The following is a 14,638-nucleotide window of genomic DNA, read 5'->3' as shown; positions in this document are numbered from 1 at the left end:
CGCGGCCCGGGAAAAGGCTTCATGCTGCCTGCCCGGCAAACCCGGAACCATGGCCCGTTCCCTTTCCGGACTCCCGGAAAGGGAAACTTTTGCCGCCTTCATCCCTCCGCGGAAGCATGAACTCCATTCATCCGTCAGGCAAACCCCAGCAGGCGCGCCGTTCCCGCCACCAGAAGGCACATCACGACGCCGCAGGCCGTCGGAATGGCGAAGGCAAGAACAGCCCACTTCCATTTGCCCGTCTCCTTGCGGACGGTGAGAAGAGCCGTTGAACACGGCCAGTGCATCAGGGAAAACAGCATGGTGCACAACGCCGTCACCCAGGTCCAACCGTTATTGGTCAGGAGGGACTTCAGCTCGTTCATATCGTCCATGTCCATCATGTTGTCGGAAGCCAGGTAACCCATGATGATGAGGGGGAAAACGATTTCATTGGCCGGAATGCCGAGGATGAACGCCATCAGGATCACGCCGTCCAGACCCATCAGCCGCCCGGCGGGGTCCAGCCACTGCGTGCCGTGGACAAGCAGGCTGGAGTCTCCAACGCGGATATTCGCCATCAGCCAGATGACGATTCCCGCCGGAGCCGCCACCATTACCGCGCGCCACAGGACCGCCAGGGTTCTGTCCAGAAAGGAGCGGACGATCACGCGGCCGATCTGGGGCTTGCGGTAGGGGGGCAGTTCCAGGGTAAAGGAAGACGGAGTTCCCTTGAGAATCGTATGGGACAGGAGGGCCGTTATCGCAAACGTCATTCCCACGCCCAGCCCGATCAGCAACACCAGGCCCGCCACGGAAGCCAGCGGCTGCAACCCGGACGCCACCGTCCCCGCAAAAAACATGGTCATGAGGGCAATCAGCGTCGGGAACCTGCCGTTGCAGGGGACGAAATTATTCGTCAAAATGGCTACGAGCCGTTCCCGGGGGGAATCGATAATCCGGCATCCGGTGATGCCCGCGGCATTGCAGCCGAACCCCATGCACATGGTCAGCGCCTGCTTGCCGCAGCCGCAGCATTTCTGGAACACCTTGTCCATGTTGAACGCCACGCGGGGCAGATAACCGGAATCCTCCAGCAGCGTGAACAGGGGGAAAAAGATGGCCATGGGCGGCAGCATGACGGATACGACCCACGCCACCACGCGGTAAACGCCCAGCACCAGCACGCCGTGCAGCCATTCCGGAGCATGCGCCAGGCGGAACAGGTCCGTCAGCGCCTCCTGGCCTTTTCCAAGCAGGTCGGCCAGCCATTGGGAAGGATAATTCGCCCCCACGATGGTGATCCAGAAAATCAGCACCATCAGGGCGAACATCAGGGGATAAGCCGTCCACCGCCCCATCAGCACCTTGTCGATGCGCCTGTCGCGCCCCAGCCCCCCTCCGTCCGGCAAAGCGACCACTCCCCTGCACAGGCGTTCCGCCTGTTCCACGAACACCGCCGCCACGCGGTCGCCAAAAGAACTGCCTGAAGAACCGGCTTCCGCGGCGGCGGCCTCACGGAGAATCTCCTGCACCTCCTTCTCCTCTCTCAAACCGGTTCCCGCGTACTGCTCCAGAAGCCGCAGCGTTCCTTCGTCCCCTTCCAGCAGCTTGACGGCTGCCCAGCGGGGCGACAAACCGCGCCACGGAAGACGCCCGGCCAACATTTCCAAACGCGCCAGCCACGGTTCCACGTGCTCCCCATAGGGCAGCCGGAGGGGGGGGCGCCTCTCTCCGGACCACGCCATCCGCTGCACCGTATCAGCCAGAACGTCCAGGCCTTCACCTTTCGCCGCCGATGCCGGAACCACGGGAACCCCCAGGCGTTTTTCCAAGAGCGGGCAGTCGATGCGGATGCCCTTCCGCCGGGCCTCATCCATTAAATTGACGCAGACCACTACATTTCCCGTCGTTTCCATCACCTGGAGGGCCAGGTTCAAATCCCGTTCCAGATTGGTGGCGGAACAGACGACAATGACGGCATCCGCGTCACCGAAACAAATGAAATCCCGTGCCGCCTCTTCATCCGAAGAACAGGCCAGCAGGGAATACGTGCCCGGCGTATCCACCAAAAGGTACTCCCGGGGACCGCGCCCCACAATGCCTTCCGCGCGGACGACCGTCTTGCCGGGCCAGTTCCCGGTATGCTGCCTCAGCCCCGTCAGCGCATTGAACACCGTGCTCTTTCCCACGTTGGGAGCGCCCGCCAGGGCCACGACGGGCATGCGTTCTTCCGCCGCGCCGGAAGATCCGCCCTTCTCCGTTCCGCTGTCCAGCCTCACCCGTTCTCCTTCCATGGCTGATTTCACGCGGACTTAACGGTAATCATTTCCAGATCGGAAGACCTGAACGCCATGACCGTTCCGCGCACAAGAAAAGCGACGGGGTCTCCGAACGGCCCCCGTTCCAGGCATTCCACCCGGGTGCCGGGAATCATGCCTATATCCATCAACCGCCGTCTCAAACGGCCTTCCATCCCGAGAGACTCAATCCTGGCAGTCTCCCCTTCAGGCAACTGGTTCAATGTCATTGTTAATTTTCTCCTTTCCGTTAATTGTTCATGCAGAAACTTCCACGAGGATGGCGTCAGCGGCGGCGGCAGGCAATTCCAGCCGCTGTCCTTCTTCCGCCTTCACCAGAAACGCTCCGCTGTGCGCTTCCGCCTCCATCAGGGCTACCGTTTCATGAAGATGGATGCCCAGGGAGGTGAGAAGCTCCAGCAGCTCTTTCGATTCGGGAACGCGCCTGATCACGGCCGGAATCCCTGCCGGGATGTCGGACAGGCGGGAAAGCGGCCCTTCCGGCAGCGGCCCGTCCTCCCTCCCCGGAATCCTCCTTCCGTGGGGGCACATCTCCGGATAACCGAGAAAACGGTCCAGTTTTTCCATCAAGCGGGGGGAAGCCGCATGTTCCAGCTTCTCCGCCTCTTCATGAACGTCCCCCCACGAATACCCGAGATGTTCCACCAGGAAAACCTCCCACAGCCGGTGAATGCGCACCAGCTGCATGGCGGCTTCCTCTCCCTTCCGCGTCAGGCGGATGGAGCGTCTTTCCATGCTCTCCACCAGGCCTTCCTTCTCCATCTTCCGGATAATCTCGCTGACGGAAGCGGCAGAAACGCCCAGATAATCAGCAATATGCCTGTTGCCGACCCTCTCCCTGCTCCGCTGGAGCTCGGCGATCGCTTTCAAATAATCTTCACGGCTGCTGGTCATGGCTCTGATGATCTCCTTCGTTATAAGGTATACCTAACAAAATGATATTTCGCTCAAACAAAAAAGCCTCTCCCGTGTCAGCAGAGCCATTTTTTTCCATTACGCAAACGGCAGGGAACGGCTTTGAAAAGGAATTAGGCGCATTCCTTCATTTCCCGGTTGTCCCCGCAGAAAGTTCCTGCTTGAATAAGGCATGTCCTTCGGCGGCACTGCTCTGTCTTTTCTTCTTTTAACGGCCCTGCTCCTTCCCACGGCGCATGGCGGCCCGCTGGATGCTCCCGTCATCACCCTTGGAGAGAAAAAAAGCCTGTTCGGAGAAAAGGCGCAGGCTAATGAATACGTCAGCTATGCCCTCTACTACTGGCCTGACCCCGCCAATCCGGAAGGCCCCTACAAGCCCATTGACGGCAAAAAGAACCAACGGCTCCGCAGCATGGACGACAGCGGCAAGATGGCCGCTTTTATCGGTACGGTTTGCAGCCTGGGACGCCAGTACGAACTCAACAGGGACCCGCGAGCCGCTTCCCGTGCCGGGGAATGGCTGAGAGCCTGGTTCATTGCTCCGGCAACCCGCATGCAGCCCCACCTGAAATACGCCCAGATCCGCCCCGGACACCGGACGGAAGGCGACGGAGGCGGCATCATAGACCTTTACCGCATGCCCGATTTTCTGGATGCCCTGGCGGCGTTGAAACGCTCCGGGGCCTTGACAAAAGAGGAATGGAAGCGGGTGGACGCGTGGCTGAACCAGTACTACGCATGGCTGGCCACCAGCAGGCAGGGCAGGCATGCGCATACGCGCAGCAACAACCATTACCTGTTCTATGTGGCGCAATGCGCCCATCTGGCTCACTTTCTGGGCCGCGACAACGAAGCGCGCCAATGGCTGGCGGAAGCCTTCGCCAACATGGACCGCCACATTGCCCCCGACGGTTCCCAGCCGGAAGAACTCAAGCGGGCGGAACCATGGCAATACAGTGTTTACACCCTTCAGGCCTGGGGCTACCTCGTGCAAATTGCGGAACGCATGGGAGATAAAAACTACCGTTACCGGAAAACGGCCGCCGGGGCTTCCATCCAGAAAGCTGCGGACTACCTCCTGCCGTTCCGTACCCATCCGGAAGCGTGGCCCTGGAAAGGCTCCAGGGCAGGAACCCCGCTTCCCGCCATCTTTGAACCGTCCCGGCCGGATAAGGAAAAACAGGACCGCCCTTGAACAACGGCAGCTATTAAAATTGCCTTTGATTCATTGGAAAAACCCTTGTTCGGTAGCATCACGGCACCCGGAAAGAGACGTTTTCCCGGGCAACCTATTCAGTAAGGAACTTTCCGGCGGCATCTTCCCTTCTCTTCGCGGCTTTCCATTCCCACGGCGGGATGGGATTCGGCTCCGCCCAAAGGCCTTTTTTGGACTTCCTGGCCTCCGCTTCAAGGGAAGCGAGTTTCCGGCTGGCGGAAAATTTTTTATAGATCCACGCCCATCCATCCTTCACCAACTCCTCATTGACGAACACCTTTCCATACCAGACTTCCCCCAAAATACGGCCGTACCTGTCATGCTGGCTGTACTTGACTGTAACCGTCTCTCCACAAATCAGCTTTTCCAGATACTCCTTGGCTCCTTCATACCCGTTTTGCCCCCTTTCCGGCGTATCAATTCCTTCAAGCCGTATCCGGCAGGTCCGCTTCTGTTCGGGCGTTTTTTCCAGGAGAGTAATGGTATCGCCGTCAATCACGTTAATCACAACTCCCCTGATACTTTCACCAAAAGCCATGCAAGAGCTCATCAGGAAAACCAGCAGCCATCTCATAAAAAAATGATATAATTCAAAAAATTGCAACAAGCAATCATTCTTTGGAGAAAGTCTTTCCCGCACCGGCCGTCCGGTCGCAAATGAAAACAAACATCCATGGCAGCACCGTTGGAATATGAGGTTCCAGAACGTTCATTGCGCTTCCCGGCACACCACACCGCAATCCCTGAACCTATTCCGAACCTGGCCGGAGCATTGATAGGCCAGACTGCATCACTGCTCCGCGCGGAAAAGCCTGCATTCCGCTGCCGGCTTAAGGATAACAGGAAGTTTCATGCAGTTACCCATGAAACCGCTTGAGAAAACCGCGCGTCCAGCAGGGAACCGGATGCCCGGCGGCATTCAGCAGGATGAAACACGGAACCCTGTTCACTTCTTCAATTCCTCGGCAATTCTGCCGAGGTTCTTTTCCGTTGCCTTCCTCAACTTTTCCTGCTGTTTCCAGTTCCAGGCTGTTCTTTCGGATACTCCGGCCTGTTCCGCCAGCCAGCGCACGGCGCTGCTCGTGTCACAGCCCGTTTTCTTCTGGATGACTTCCAGCAGTTGAGTGACATATTTGTTCATGGTTTCCCGGGTTGACGTTATTTCGATTCCCACGCCCGGCTGAATTCTCCGTCCCGGAACAGGGCCGCAATGCCGCTGAGCTGCTTGAGGCGCAACAATTCCTCCGCATCCATGCCGAGGTTTTTGAGTATCCACGCATCCGACATGCCCGCTTCCGTCAGTTCCTGGATAATGCTGGTCATCAGTCCGATATTGTGAGACCCGCGGGCACGGTTGTGCCTGATGGTGGAGGCCATGCGGTTTCCAAGAGGCTTGTCGATAACGGCCACCGGCATCATGCCATCCTCCCGTTCGTAGATGTCGCGGTAAGTTTTCATGATCTGGCAGCGGTGGAAGCCGTCAACGATTTCATAGGTGCCGTCCTCCAGTTGATAGCAGACAATCGGCATCGTGTAGCCGTCCTCCTTGATGCTCTGGTAGAGCAGCTTCATTTCAGGCGGCGCCACACTGTTCGGGTTATAGGCATTGGAGCGAATTTGATCCAGCGGAACGCGCCGGATTTGATAAACGGGGGATTGATAGGGGGGGTTCATGAAATGTTGCGGTATTTGTTGACGGCGGCACGGCGCCGGGCAATCGCTCCCTTGGTTGGACTGAATCCGGCATATCTGCAGAAATAGTCATTTTTCATGATGCAGATGCACATGCGCTTGTAAGAGGGCACCTGCCGGAAATTGCTGACGGGCATGTCGTCGGGATAACCCATGAATTGAACGATATCGCGTCCATCGTAGCGGCCCGATTTTCCCGTCACGGCAGCCAGCGGGTAGGCCGCCAGCACTTCATCGGCGGTTCCGGGATCGACGGTTCCCCCCTGCATCCAGTACCTTTTGGATTTTTCCAGGATGTTGTTGTAGTGGGCCGCCGTCCTCGCATCCATCGTGGAAAGCAGGAATTCATAATACGATTTCCAGGTATGGCCGGGCGGCAGCTTGATGGTTTTCCAGCCCATGGCCGTCGTGCCTCCGTACAGGCCCGTAAAATTGACGCCGTTGACCCGGCCGATCATGCGCGCCCAGTTGGAGGGATCGATCACTTTGTAGAGCTTCAGGCTTTCCTGGGCACAGTCGTTGAATGGGCTTGCCACCCGCATCTGCCCGGCAGTAAGGCCCGCCTGGTACAAGAGGTCATAAAGACGGTTGTAGTCAAAACCAAAGCGGGCGGTGGCCGTCCAAATATCGCTGACGCGCCAGTCATAGAGAGGGTAAACGTTGGCCGTCACGGCACTGGTCTGCGTAATCCACTTCCTGCCCTCGTAGGATCTCCTTTTTTTGCCGCGTGCCACGGCCGCGTACCTGTTGAGGCTTTCATCCGCCCGCAGCCCCACCATGACGGCGGTGGTGCCGCGCTTTTTGGCAAAATGGCGCGAGAGCTTGTCCTGGAATTCGTAGTCCACCATGCCGTGCCGGAACGGAACGTCCAGATTCCCTTCGTGAACCACATAGGGATTTTCCGGCATGGCCCGCACCCACAGTTTTTTTTTGGCGGCGTCCCACGGCGTCCAGTAAGGTTCCCCCAGGGCGCATGCCGACTGGGCCTTGATCGGCACGCAGTACCACATTTTACGGATGCCCGGGAACTGTTCCAGGAACGTCCGGGTCACATACTCGGTCGTCATCTGGTACTGGGCCTCATAATCAAGGTGGTACATGGTCAGCTTGTCCAGCAGACCGTGTTCGTCGGCGTAATTGTAGCACAGATTGAGCAGGACGCCGCTGTCCTTGCCGCCCGAGAAGGCCACCAGAACATTGTCAAACTCCTGGAAGCAATAGGCTATGCGCTCCAGGGCCGCTTCATAGACGTTTTTGTCCAGGTAGGTTTTCACAATTCTTCCAGAGCCTTTCTTCCGTCACCCATCGTCAATTCCCTGCCGGGCGGAAACACGCCGGCCCGGATACTATTGACGGAGGCCATGTATTTTTCCTGAAGTTCTTTTAGTGGCTTGCAGTCGATAGGGATATCCCATGCTTTTCCAAACAGGGCTGCAACGCCTTTATGCCCGCATAAGTAAATAACATCATGTTTTTCCATGTTTTAAAATACGCAGTAGGTGATTGTTCGCTGTTTTCCTGCAACAACGCCAACCTACTCAATTATTATAGCAGGTCAATGCTTTTACTGCAATTATTTCAGTAATTTTATTTCCATTCGCCTTCTTCTCAAAATACCTATGCTTTTTAGCGAGTAACGCCATTCCCGACGTTCCGCGTCCATGGAGGCATGGCCGCCCCCACTTCTCCGGAGCGTCCGCATTATTTTCAGCATCAATGTTCCGCTATGGGAATCACGGCCCTGAGCCTGGGGATGCAGGAGCAATTACATCCTTGGGCGTCACGTTGAATGGACAAATTCTGCGATGACGGCGTTATGCCCGGTCTCTCGTCACGAACGTTTTTCCCAAGCGCCATCCTGCGTCCGCATTTTTCAGATTGGCGAGGCAGCCTGCTGTTCCCTATTGAAGGAAAGATATCTGGCCTTTCTTTTTCAAAAGTCCGGAAGCCTGGCGGAATACGGCTCTGCCAGTCACGCTTTGAGCAAGTTGCCAGGTTCTCCTTCAGTGTTTCATGATGCCCTCCGGCACGCCAATTTCATGCCAAGACGGAATCAAAATCATGCTTCACTATGATTCACGGCCGATTTCGCATGAATTCCGCCTTTTTCACCCTGAACCGGGCAAAAAACAACCCTCACAAGCAGTTGCACTTGTGAGGGTTAGAAAATTAATGGCTCCCCCGGTTGGGCTCGAACCAACGACCTAGTGATTAACAGTCACCCGCTCTACCGCTGAGCTACAGGGGAGTTTGCGTTCCATGGAGCGCGGAGGGATTTTTACTGGAGGCACAGGCGTTTGGCAAGTACTTTTTTGTTTCTGTAGGCTTTTTGACGCAAAAAGGCTTCCGCGGCGTGGGCATGCCAACGGTGCTTCTTGACCTTTGAGGGGAGAATGCCCAGACTTTCAGCGACATGAGTGAACATCACCATCATATTGCTGTTCTGGCCGGCGACGGCATCGGGCCCGAGGTCATGGCGGAGGCCCTGAAAGTTCTGGACGCCGTAAGCGCCAAGTTTGGATTTACCGTGAGCCGCAAGGAGGCTTTTGTGGGCGGCGCGGGCATCGACCATTGCGGCAAGGCCCTTCCGGAAGAGACCATCCGAGCCTGTGAAGAGGCGGACGCCGTCCTGTTCGGCTCCGTAGGCGGCCCCAAGTGGGAGCACCTTCCCGCCAATGAACAGCCGGAGCGCGGCGCCCTGCTGCCGCTGAGAAAGCATTTCGGCCTGTACGCCAATCTGCGCCCGGGCGTATGCCTGCCTGCCCTGACCCACGCCTCTCCCATCAAGAATGAATTGATCGAAGGCGGTTTTGACATTTTATGCGTCCGGGAACTGACCGGCGGCCTGTACTTCGGCCAGCCCCGTTTCCGCGAACAGGAGGGGGACGACGAAGTCGTCGTGGATACCATGCGCTACCACAAGAGCGAGATGGTGCGCATCGCCAAAGTGGCGTTCGAGGCCGCGCGAGGGCGCCGCAAGCGCGTCACCAGCGTGGACAAGGCCAACGTGCTGACCAATTCCCTGCTGTGGCGCGAGACGATGATTGAGGTTTCCAGGGATTATCCGGACGTGGAACTGCTCCACATGTACGTGGACAATGCCGCCATGCAGCTGGTGCGCAATCCCCGCCAGTTTGACGTGCTGGTGACGGAGAACCTGTTCGGAGATATTCTTTCCGATGAAATGGCCATGATTTGCGGCTCCCTGGGCATGCTGCCCAGCGCCAGCCTGTGCCAGGGCGCACAGGACAACGGCCTGTTCTTCGGCCTTTACGAGCCCTCCGGCGGTTCCGCCCCGGACATTGCCGGCAAGGGCATTGCGAACCCGATCGCCCAGATTCTTTCCCTCTCCATGCTGCTGCGCTACTCCCTGGGAGAAAAAGCCGCGGCAGACGCCATTGACGCCGCCGTCCGCCGCGTGATTGACCAGGGCTGCCGCACGGGCGACCTGGCTACGGGCGCTCCCGGAGAAATCCGCGTGAATACGGCGGAAATGGGGGATGCCATCATCGCAGCCCTGTAAAAGGGCCGTTTTTCCGGCTCCGCAGGCGCTTCCATCCCCTGCGGGGCATTTTTCCTTCCGGAGGAAGGCTGGACTGCTCCTCTGTTTTTTCCTCACTTCCGGGTTTCTCCGGTTCTTCATCCATCTATCATGAACGTTCTTATCATTGGCCAGGGAATCGCCGGCAGCTGCCTGGCGTGGGAGTTGAAACGCCGCGGCGCGGATTTCACGATTGCGGACCGCCCCATCGCGGAAACGGCCTCCCGGGTGGCGGCCGGATTGGTGAATCCCCTGACGGGCCGGGCCTTCCGCCCCGGCTGGCGGCAGGAGGAATGCCTGTCCGCAGCGGAGGCCTTTTATCCGGAGACGGAACGGGAACTGGGCGGCCCCTGGTGGCAGAAGACCCCTATTTTCCGGGAACTGGAAACGGAGGACCAACTGGAAATCTGGCAGGAACGCCAGACGGCCCCGGAGTCCTGCGCCTATGCGGGCCCCCTTTTCCCATGGCCTGAACACTGGGAAGGCCGCGGAAAAGCCGCCTATACGCGCGGCTCCGCCGTGCTGCACGTGGAGGACATGGTCAACGCCATGCGGAGGTTTTTCACGGAACAGGGCCGTTTTGTGGAAGCGGACGTGTCCCCTGCGGATATCCGTCCGGATGAAAACGGCCTTTTCCATTGGAACGGCCAGACGTTTTCCCATATAGCCTGGTGCACCGGCTGGGAAGCCGGATGCCACCCGGACATGGCTCCCTTGAAGGGACGCCCTTCCAAGGGCACTATTCTGGACCTGGACCTGAAGGAGCTGGACTGGCACGCCGGCATCCTGCATTTCGGCCACTGGCTGGTTCACAACGGTTCTTTCTGGCGCTTCGGCGCCACTTACGCGTGGGCGTGGGACGCTCCCGGCATTCCGGAAGCCCCCGCCGTCCAGGAATTGATGCTGGACCTCGTCAAACGCTATTCCGGGGAGACGGGCTTCCTCCGCGCCCGCGCCGCCGTGCGCCCCATCATCCGGCGCAGCCAGCCCGTCGCCGGGCCCATTCCCGGCCTGAACGGCCAGTTCGTCTTCTCCGGACTGGGCAGCAAGGGAGTGACCACTTCCCCGTGGGCCGCGGCCCAGCTGGCGGAACATCTTGTGCACGGGGCGGAACTGCCGCCGGACCTGCTTCCCGCCGCGCTATGGAAATAATGCGGCGCGGTTCCCGTACTTCCTTGAACGGGACAGCTATTTTCCTTGTCAAAACGCCCTGAACACGATTACATGCGGCCTTATATGCGAGCGGAGAACGAGAACTGGGGAGATACGGTACGGGAGCATTTGTTTGACCAGCGCGGCGCCGTGATGGTGCACTGGCTGATCCTGCTCAATGTGGTCGTCTTTATCCTCGGGTTTTTCTTCCAGGTGGATATTCCACGGGATATTTACCCGCCGGGCCGTCTGGACCTGATCCAGCTTTACGGGGCCTACAGTGAATACACGTGCTTTCATGAAGGGGAACTGTGGCGGTTGTTTACCTACCAGTTCCTGCACGCCAATCTGGGGCACATCATGTTCAACATGATCGCCCTGTGGTTTTTCGGGCCGGTCGTGGAGGAACGCTTCGGCCATCTGCGCTTCCTGCTGTATTATCTTTTCTGCGGCGTGGCGGCGGCCCTGTTTTCCTCCCTGCTGGGGTACATGGGGTTCTTTGATCCGGAATGGCGCTTCATTCCCATGGTGGGGGCCTCCGGCTCCATTTACGGCATCATGGCCGCGTGCGCGGTGCTTTTTCCGCGCGCCCGGGTGCAGCTTCTGTTCCCTCCGGTCAATTTGAGCGTGCGCCAGTTCGCCCTGGCCGTCCTCGGCATCGCCTGCGCCGTCATTATTTTCCAGTGGAACAACGCGGGCGGGGAAGCCGGACACCTGGGCGGCATGTTCGCCGGGTTCATCCTGACATTGCTGATCCTGTGGAAGGAAAAACTGTCCTCTCCCAGGCGGAGGGTCGTTTCTTCCTCCCACCATTCCGCCTCGCACTCCGCACGCCGCCCCGCCGGTAGCCATCCCTCCGAAGAGGAGGTGGATGAAATCATGGAAAAAATATCCCGCTCCGGCCTGTCCAGCCTGACGGAAGAGGAACGGGAAGTTCTCCGGCGCGCCTCTCGCCGTTGAATTATTTGTTAGATATTCCCCGTATTTTTGTTATTTTTCTTTCTTTTTCATTATTTCCTCCTAGCATGGAGGAATGATGACGCGGCTGTATTCCTCCACCGTTCTGGGCGTGGATGGCGTAGAAGTGGAGGTGGAAGTGGATTTCCGCCCCATGGCGGAAAAACGCACCTTTATCGTGGGGCTGCCTGATGCGGCCGTGAAGGAGAGCGGGCAGCGCGTGGATACGGCCATCCAGAACAGCGGGCTGCCCTTCCAGCAGGGCGTTTTCGTCGTCAATCTGGCTCCGGCGGATTTAAGGAAGCAGGGACCGGGGTTTGACCTCCCCATCGCCCTGGGAATGGTCGCCGGAGCGGCGGAAAGGGACATGGACGCTTCTTCCTGGTGTATCGTGGGGGAATTGGCCCTGGATGGCGCCGTACGCCCCGTGCAGGGCATTCTGCCGCAGATTATGGAGGCGCGGCGCATGGGCAGGAAGCGCATCATGCTGCCACGTGCTAACGCACACGAAGGAACGCCCGTGCAGGGCGTGGAGATTTACCCCGTGGCTTCTCTGAAGGAGGCGTGGGCACTCCTTACCTCCTCCGTTCTGCCCCCTCCCTTCACGGCTTCCGGAAGAGAGGACCGGGAGGCCGAAGACAAGGAGGCAGCCGTTGACTTCGACGAGATCAAGGGGCAGCCCTATGCGCGCCGCGCCATGGAGATTGCGGCGGCAGGCGGCCATAACATCCTTCTCTGCGGTTCTCCGGGTTCGGGCAAGTCCATGCTGGCGCAGAGGCTCCCGACCATTCTCCCTCCGCTGAATCCGGAGGAAGCTCTGGAAACCAGTAAAATCCATTCCGTATGCGGACTGCTGAAACGGGGGAACGGCCTGGTGGCCCGGCGTCCGTTCCGGGCTCCGCACCATACCATTTCCGATGCCGGGCTGATGGGCGGAGGAGCGAATATCACGCCGGGGGAAGTGTCCCTGGCCCACAACGGCGTGCTCTTTCTGGACGAATTGCCGGAGTTCCGCCGCGCCGCGCTGGAAACTCTGCGGCAACCGCTGGAATCCGGCCAGGTGGTCATTTCCCGCGCTTCCGGCACCATGACGTTTCCGTGCCGCTTCATGCTGGCAGCCGCCATGAATCCGTGCCCCTGCGGCTATCTGGGCGACAGGAGAAGAACCTGCACCTGTCCCCCGGCGCAGGTCGCACGCTACCGCCGCAAGATTTCAGGACCGCTTCTGGACCGGTTCGACTTGCTGATGGAAGTTCCCGCCGTGGACCCCTCTATTCTGGCCTCCGTACCCGCCGGGGAATGTTCCGCCGGCATCAGGGAACGCGTGATGGCCGCCCGGCAGCTCCAGTGCAGCAGATATGCGGGCACTCCCTTCCGCAGCAATGCGGCACTTTCCGGAAAAGCGCTCCAGAGGCATTGCCGCCTGCTGCCGGAAAGCCGCGCCATCCTGCTCCGCGCCGTGGAAGAACTGGCCCTTTCCGCCAGAGCCTACGACCGCATTCTGAAGGTGGCCCGCACCATAGCGGATCTGGAGGGCAGCCCTGATATTCAGGATTCCCATTTGTATGAGGCCGTGCAGTACCGGGCCTTTGAACATTCTCTCCGGGAATAAACCATTCCGGAATGCCGCGTTACGCCATGCCAAAGCGTGCCTTTTCCGAACGGAAAAAGGAAAGGAGGCGTTTTTCAGGTCGCCTCCTTCCCGATTGAAAAGTGTACCGCTCACCGGTTCCGGGAACGCCGGAAGACGAGGGCTCCCAGGCCAAGCATTCCCAGAGATGCGGTAGCCGGTTCCGGAACGGTTTCATAGGATACCTGGATGTTGGCAAGCGTATAGGGGGAGGTGGCGCCGCCCGCGCCGCCGCGCACTCCGGCAACCAGCTTGTATCCTTCCCCCCACGCCAGGGGAGAATCCGCCATGTCCAGGGAAACGGTCGTCGTTCTTGAAGTGGAATCAAAGGTAAAGCTTTCCACGGTGGAAAGGTTCCGGACCAACGTTCCGGCGGAGTCGTAAATCGCCAGCACCATGGTGTAGCTCGTGATGACGGAGGTGGGCGTGTCACAGGAAAAGATGATGGAGGAAACAAGCTCTCCCTGCCGGGGGCCGCCCAGCACCATGGCAAAGGAGTCTCCGGCCACGCCGCTTCTGCCGCACAGGATGATGGAACCGACGTCATCATGGTTGACCCAGGTTCCCTCCCCATTCTGGGGCCAGTTGGCCAGGCTGTTGTTATTGCCTCCCGCATAGACGCCAAATTCACGGCCTTTTACTTTATCCAGCAGCTGGTTTCCCGTTTGCGGCGCCATGGTCGCGGTTTGCGACAGATTGGCTGATTCGGGCAGTTCGGCAATGATGGTAGCAGCATTTGCAGCCAGCACACTGGCGCAACTTATTAATACAGCACAATATCTATTTTTCATAAGTTACACACCATAATAAATTTATTATGGTGTGTCAATTTACATTTAAGAAGAAAAGTCTTTGAATTTTCCGCTTTTTCTGAAATCTGGCGCATCTTCTTGAGGTTGAATGGCCGAGCCGTTCCCCGTAATTCGCCGTTGCTGGATTTTTCTTTATAACCCTATTAAAATACCTGTTTTACGTGGAATTAAACTTTGGAATAAGGAGAACATGAAATGAAGTTATTTTTCTGCGGAGTTTCCGCAGGTTTTTACAGGAGCCGGGAGGCCCCTGCTCCCGGAAACGGTCTTTCCCCAGCGGGAGCATATGCCTCGCCCTCCCGTCTGCCGGCGCTCTTTTCCGGAAACGTTCAATACGCCGGGCCATCCCGGCTTTTTCACCCGTCACCCACGCAGAACAGCCGCTCCGCGGACATGCGCGGAACGGCTGTTCGCACGAGAAAG

General features: G+C 58.5%; 15 protein-coding genes and 1 tRNA gene. 6 read left to right on the top strand and 10 right to left on the bottom strand.

Going from position 1 to position 14,638, the window contains the following annotated elements; genetic code table 11:
• Positions 1-134: 134 nt before the first annotated feature.
• Genes feoB through HJW02_RS05130 form a run of 3 tightly spaced genes read right to left on the bottom strand, consistent with a single transcriptional unit; the run spans position 135 to position 3,194 of the window.
• Positions 135-2,276 (bottom strand): ferrous iron transport protein B, encoded by a 2,142-nt coding sequence (gene feoB, locus HJW02_RS05140; protein ID WP_102721623.1) that lies wholly within the window; start codon positions 2,274-2,276, stop codon positions 135-137.
• Between the two features lie 8 nt (positions 2,277-2,284).
• Positions 2,285-2,509: a FeoA family protein gene (locus HJW02_RS05135; RefSeq protein WP_102721624.1), complete on the bottom strand. Its 225-nt coding sequence runs from the start codon at positions 2,507-2,509 to the stop codon at positions 2,285-2,287.
• A 28-nt stretch (positions 2,510-2,537) separates the two neighbouring features.
• Positions 2,538-3,194 (bottom strand): metal-dependent transcriptional regulator, encoded by a 657-nt coding sequence (locus HJW02_RS05130; RefSeq protein ID WP_022396434.1) that lies wholly within the window; start codon positions 3,192-3,194, stop codon positions 2,538-2,540.
• Between the two features lie 193 nt (positions 3,195-3,387).
• On the opposite strand from HJW02_RS05130, the gene HJW02_RS05125 reads away from it, so the two are divergent.
• On the top strand, positions 3,388-4,410 hold the full coding sequence (locus HJW02_RS05125) for an alginate lyase family protein (protein WP_102721625.1): 1,023 nt from the start codon (positions 3,388-3,390) through the stop codon (positions 4,408-4,410).
• A 94-nt stretch (positions 4,411-4,504) separates the two neighbouring features.
• Here the strand turns inward: HJW02_RS05125 and HJW02_RS05120 are convergent, their stop codons facing one another.
• On the bottom strand, positions 4,505-5,098 hold the full coding sequence (locus tag HJW02_RS05120; RefSeq protein WP_146018246.1) for a thermonuclease family protein: 594 nt from the start codon (positions 5,096-5,098) through the stop codon (positions 4,505-4,507).
• 6 nt (positions 5,099-5,104) lie between these two features.
• Between HJW02_RS05120 and HJW02_RS05115 the strand changes: the two genes are divergently transcribed.
• Complete coding sequence (locus HJW02_RS05115) at positions 5,105-5,308, top strand: hypothetical protein (RefSeq protein WP_146018245.1); 204 nt, start codon at positions 5,105-5,107, stop codon at positions 5,306-5,308.
• Positions 5,309-5,377: 69 nt separating this feature from the next.
• Here the strand turns inward: HJW02_RS05115 and HJW02_RS05110 are convergent, their stop codons facing one another.
• From HJW02_RS05110 to HJW02_RS05090, 5 genes are all read right to left on the bottom strand, one after another.
• Entirely contained in the window at positions 5,378-5,572 is a 195-nt protein-coding gene (locus HJW02_RS05110) for a hypothetical protein (protein ID WP_102721627.1), read from the bottom strand.
• A 17-nt stretch (positions 5,573-5,589) separates the two neighbouring features.
• The gene (locus HJW02_RS05105; protein WP_022396438.1) at positions 5,590-6,105 is read right to left on the bottom strand and encodes a ParB/RepB/Spo0J family partition protein; all 516 of its coding nucleotides are present in this window, start codon (positions 6,103-6,105) and stop codon (positions 5,590-5,592) included.
• Complete coding sequence (locus HJW02_RS05100) at positions 6,102-7,397, bottom strand: DUF3440 domain-containing protein (RefSeq protein WP_102721628.1); 1,296 nt, start codon at positions 7,395-7,397, stop codon at positions 6,102-6,104. The genes HJW02_RS05105 and HJW02_RS05100 overlap by 4 nt, the downstream gene beginning before the upstream one ends.
• Positions 7,394-7,603 (bottom strand): hypothetical protein, encoded by a 210-nt coding sequence (locus HJW02_RS05095; protein ID WP_102721629.1) that lies wholly within the window; start codon positions 7,601-7,603, stop codon positions 7,394-7,396. Before HJW02_RS05095 ends, HJW02_RS05100 begins: the two co-directional genes overlap by 4 nt.
• 693 nt (positions 7,604-8,296) lie before the next feature.
• Positions 8,297-8,371: transfer RNA gene (locus HJW02_RS05090), tRNA-Asn, on the bottom strand.
• A gap of 165 nt (positions 8,372-8,536) precedes the next feature.
• On the opposite strand from HJW02_RS05090, the gene leuB reads away from it, so the two are divergent.
• The 4 genes from leuB (at position 8,537) to HJW02_RS05070 (ending at position 13,385) form a co-directional block, all read left to right on the top strand.
• On the top strand, positions 8,537-9,646 hold the full coding sequence (gene leuB, locus HJW02_RS05085; RefSeq protein ID WP_022396095.1) for a 3-isopropylmalate dehydrogenase: 1,110 nt from the start codon (positions 8,537-8,539) through the stop codon (positions 9,644-9,646).
• Positions 9,647-9,775: 129 nt separating this feature from the next.
• On the top strand, positions 9,776-10,816 hold the full coding sequence (locus HJW02_RS05080) for an FAD-dependent oxidoreductase (protein WP_102721675.1): 1,041 nt from the start codon (positions 9,776-9,778) through the stop codon (positions 10,814-10,816).
• 84 nt (positions 10,817-10,900) lie between these two features.
• The gene (locus HJW02_RS05075) at positions 10,901-11,776 is read left to right on the top strand and encodes a rhomboid family intramembrane serine protease (RefSeq protein WP_180971120.1); all 876 of its coding nucleotides are present in this window, start codon (positions 10,901-10,903) and stop codon (positions 11,774-11,776) included.
• Positions 11,777-11,849: 73 nt separating this feature from the next.
• On the top strand, positions 11,850-13,385 hold the full coding sequence (locus HJW02_RS05070) for a YifB family Mg chelatase-like AAA ATPase (RefSeq protein WP_102721677.1): 1,536 nt from the start codon (positions 11,850-11,852) through the stop codon (positions 13,383-13,385).
• Between the two features lie 110 nt (positions 13,386-13,495).
• Here HJW02_RS05070 and HJW02_RS05065 read toward each other — a convergent pair whose 3' ends face one another.
• The gene (locus tag HJW02_RS05065) at positions 13,496-14,080 is read right to left on the bottom strand and encodes a PEP-CTERM sorting domain-containing protein (RefSeq protein WP_180976232.1); all 585 of its coding nucleotides are present in this window, start codon (positions 14,078-14,080) and stop codon (positions 13,496-13,498) included.
• Positions 14,081-14,638: the final 558 nt, after the last annotated feature.

Source organism: Akkermansia sp. GGCC_0220 (assembly GCF_017566105.1).
Taxonomy (GTDB): domain Bacteria; phylum Verrucomicrobiota; class Verrucomicrobiia; order Verrucomicrobiales; family Akkermansiaceae; genus Akkermansia; species Akkermansia massiliensis.
This window is presented reverse-complemented; position numbering and strand designations above follow the sequence as displayed.

What these genes read in the sequence shown, in the direction of transcription:
- feoB (WP_102721623.1), bottom strand. Translation starts at nt 2,276, where the DNA reads ATGGAAGGAGAACGGGTGAGGCTGGACAGCGGAACGGAGAAGGGCGGA.
- HJW02_RS05135 (WP_102721624.1), bottom strand. Translation starts at nt 2,509, where the DNA reads ATGACATTGAACCAGTTGCCTGAAGGGGAGACTGCCAGGATTGAGTCT.
- HJW02_RS05130 (WP_022396434.1), bottom strand. Translation starts at nt 3,194, where the DNA reads ATGACCAGCAGCCGTGAAGATTATTTGAAAGCGATCGCCGAGCTCCAG.
- HJW02_RS05125 (WP_102721625.1), top strand. Translation starts at nt 3,388, where the DNA reads ATGTCCTTCGGCGGCACTGCTCTGTCTTTTCTTCTTTTAACGGCCCTG.
- HJW02_RS05115 (WP_146018245.1), top strand. Translation starts at nt 5,105, where the DNA reads ATGGCAGCACCGTTGGAATATGAGGTTCCAGAACGTTCATTGCGCTTC.
- HJW02_RS05110 (WP_102721627.1), bottom strand. Translation starts at nt 5,572, where the DNA reads ATGAACAAATATGTCACTCAACTGCTGGAAGTCATCCAGAAGAAAACG.
- HJW02_RS05105 (WP_022396438.1), bottom strand. Translation starts at nt 6,105, where the DNA reads ATGAACCCCCCCTATCAATCCCCCGTTTATCAAATCCGGCGCGTTCCG.
- HJW02_RS05095 (WP_102721629.1), bottom strand. Translation starts at nt 7,603, where the DNA reads ATGGAAAAACATGATGTTATTTACTTATGCGGGCATAAAGGCGTTGCA.
- leuB (WP_022396095.1), top strand. Translation starts at nt 8,537, where the DNA reads ATGAGTGAACATCACCATCATATTGCTGTTCTGGCCGGCGACGGCATC.
- HJW02_RS05080 (WP_102721675.1), top strand. Translation starts at nt 9,776, where the DNA reads ATGAACGTTCTTATCATTGGCCAGGGAATCGCCGGCAGCTGCCTGGCG.
- HJW02_RS05075 (WP_180971120.1), top strand. Translation starts at nt 10,901, where the DNA reads ATGCGAGCGGAGAACGAGAACTGGGGAGATACGGTACGGGAGCATTTG.
- HJW02_RS05070 (WP_102721677.1), top strand. Translation starts at nt 11,850, where the DNA reads ATGATGACGCGGCTGTATTCCTCCACCGTTCTGGGCGTGGATGGCGTA.
- HJW02_RS05065 (WP_180976232.1), bottom strand. Translation starts at nt 14,080, where the DNA reads ATGGCGCCGCAAACGGGAAACCAGCTGCTGGATAAAGTAAAAGGCCGT.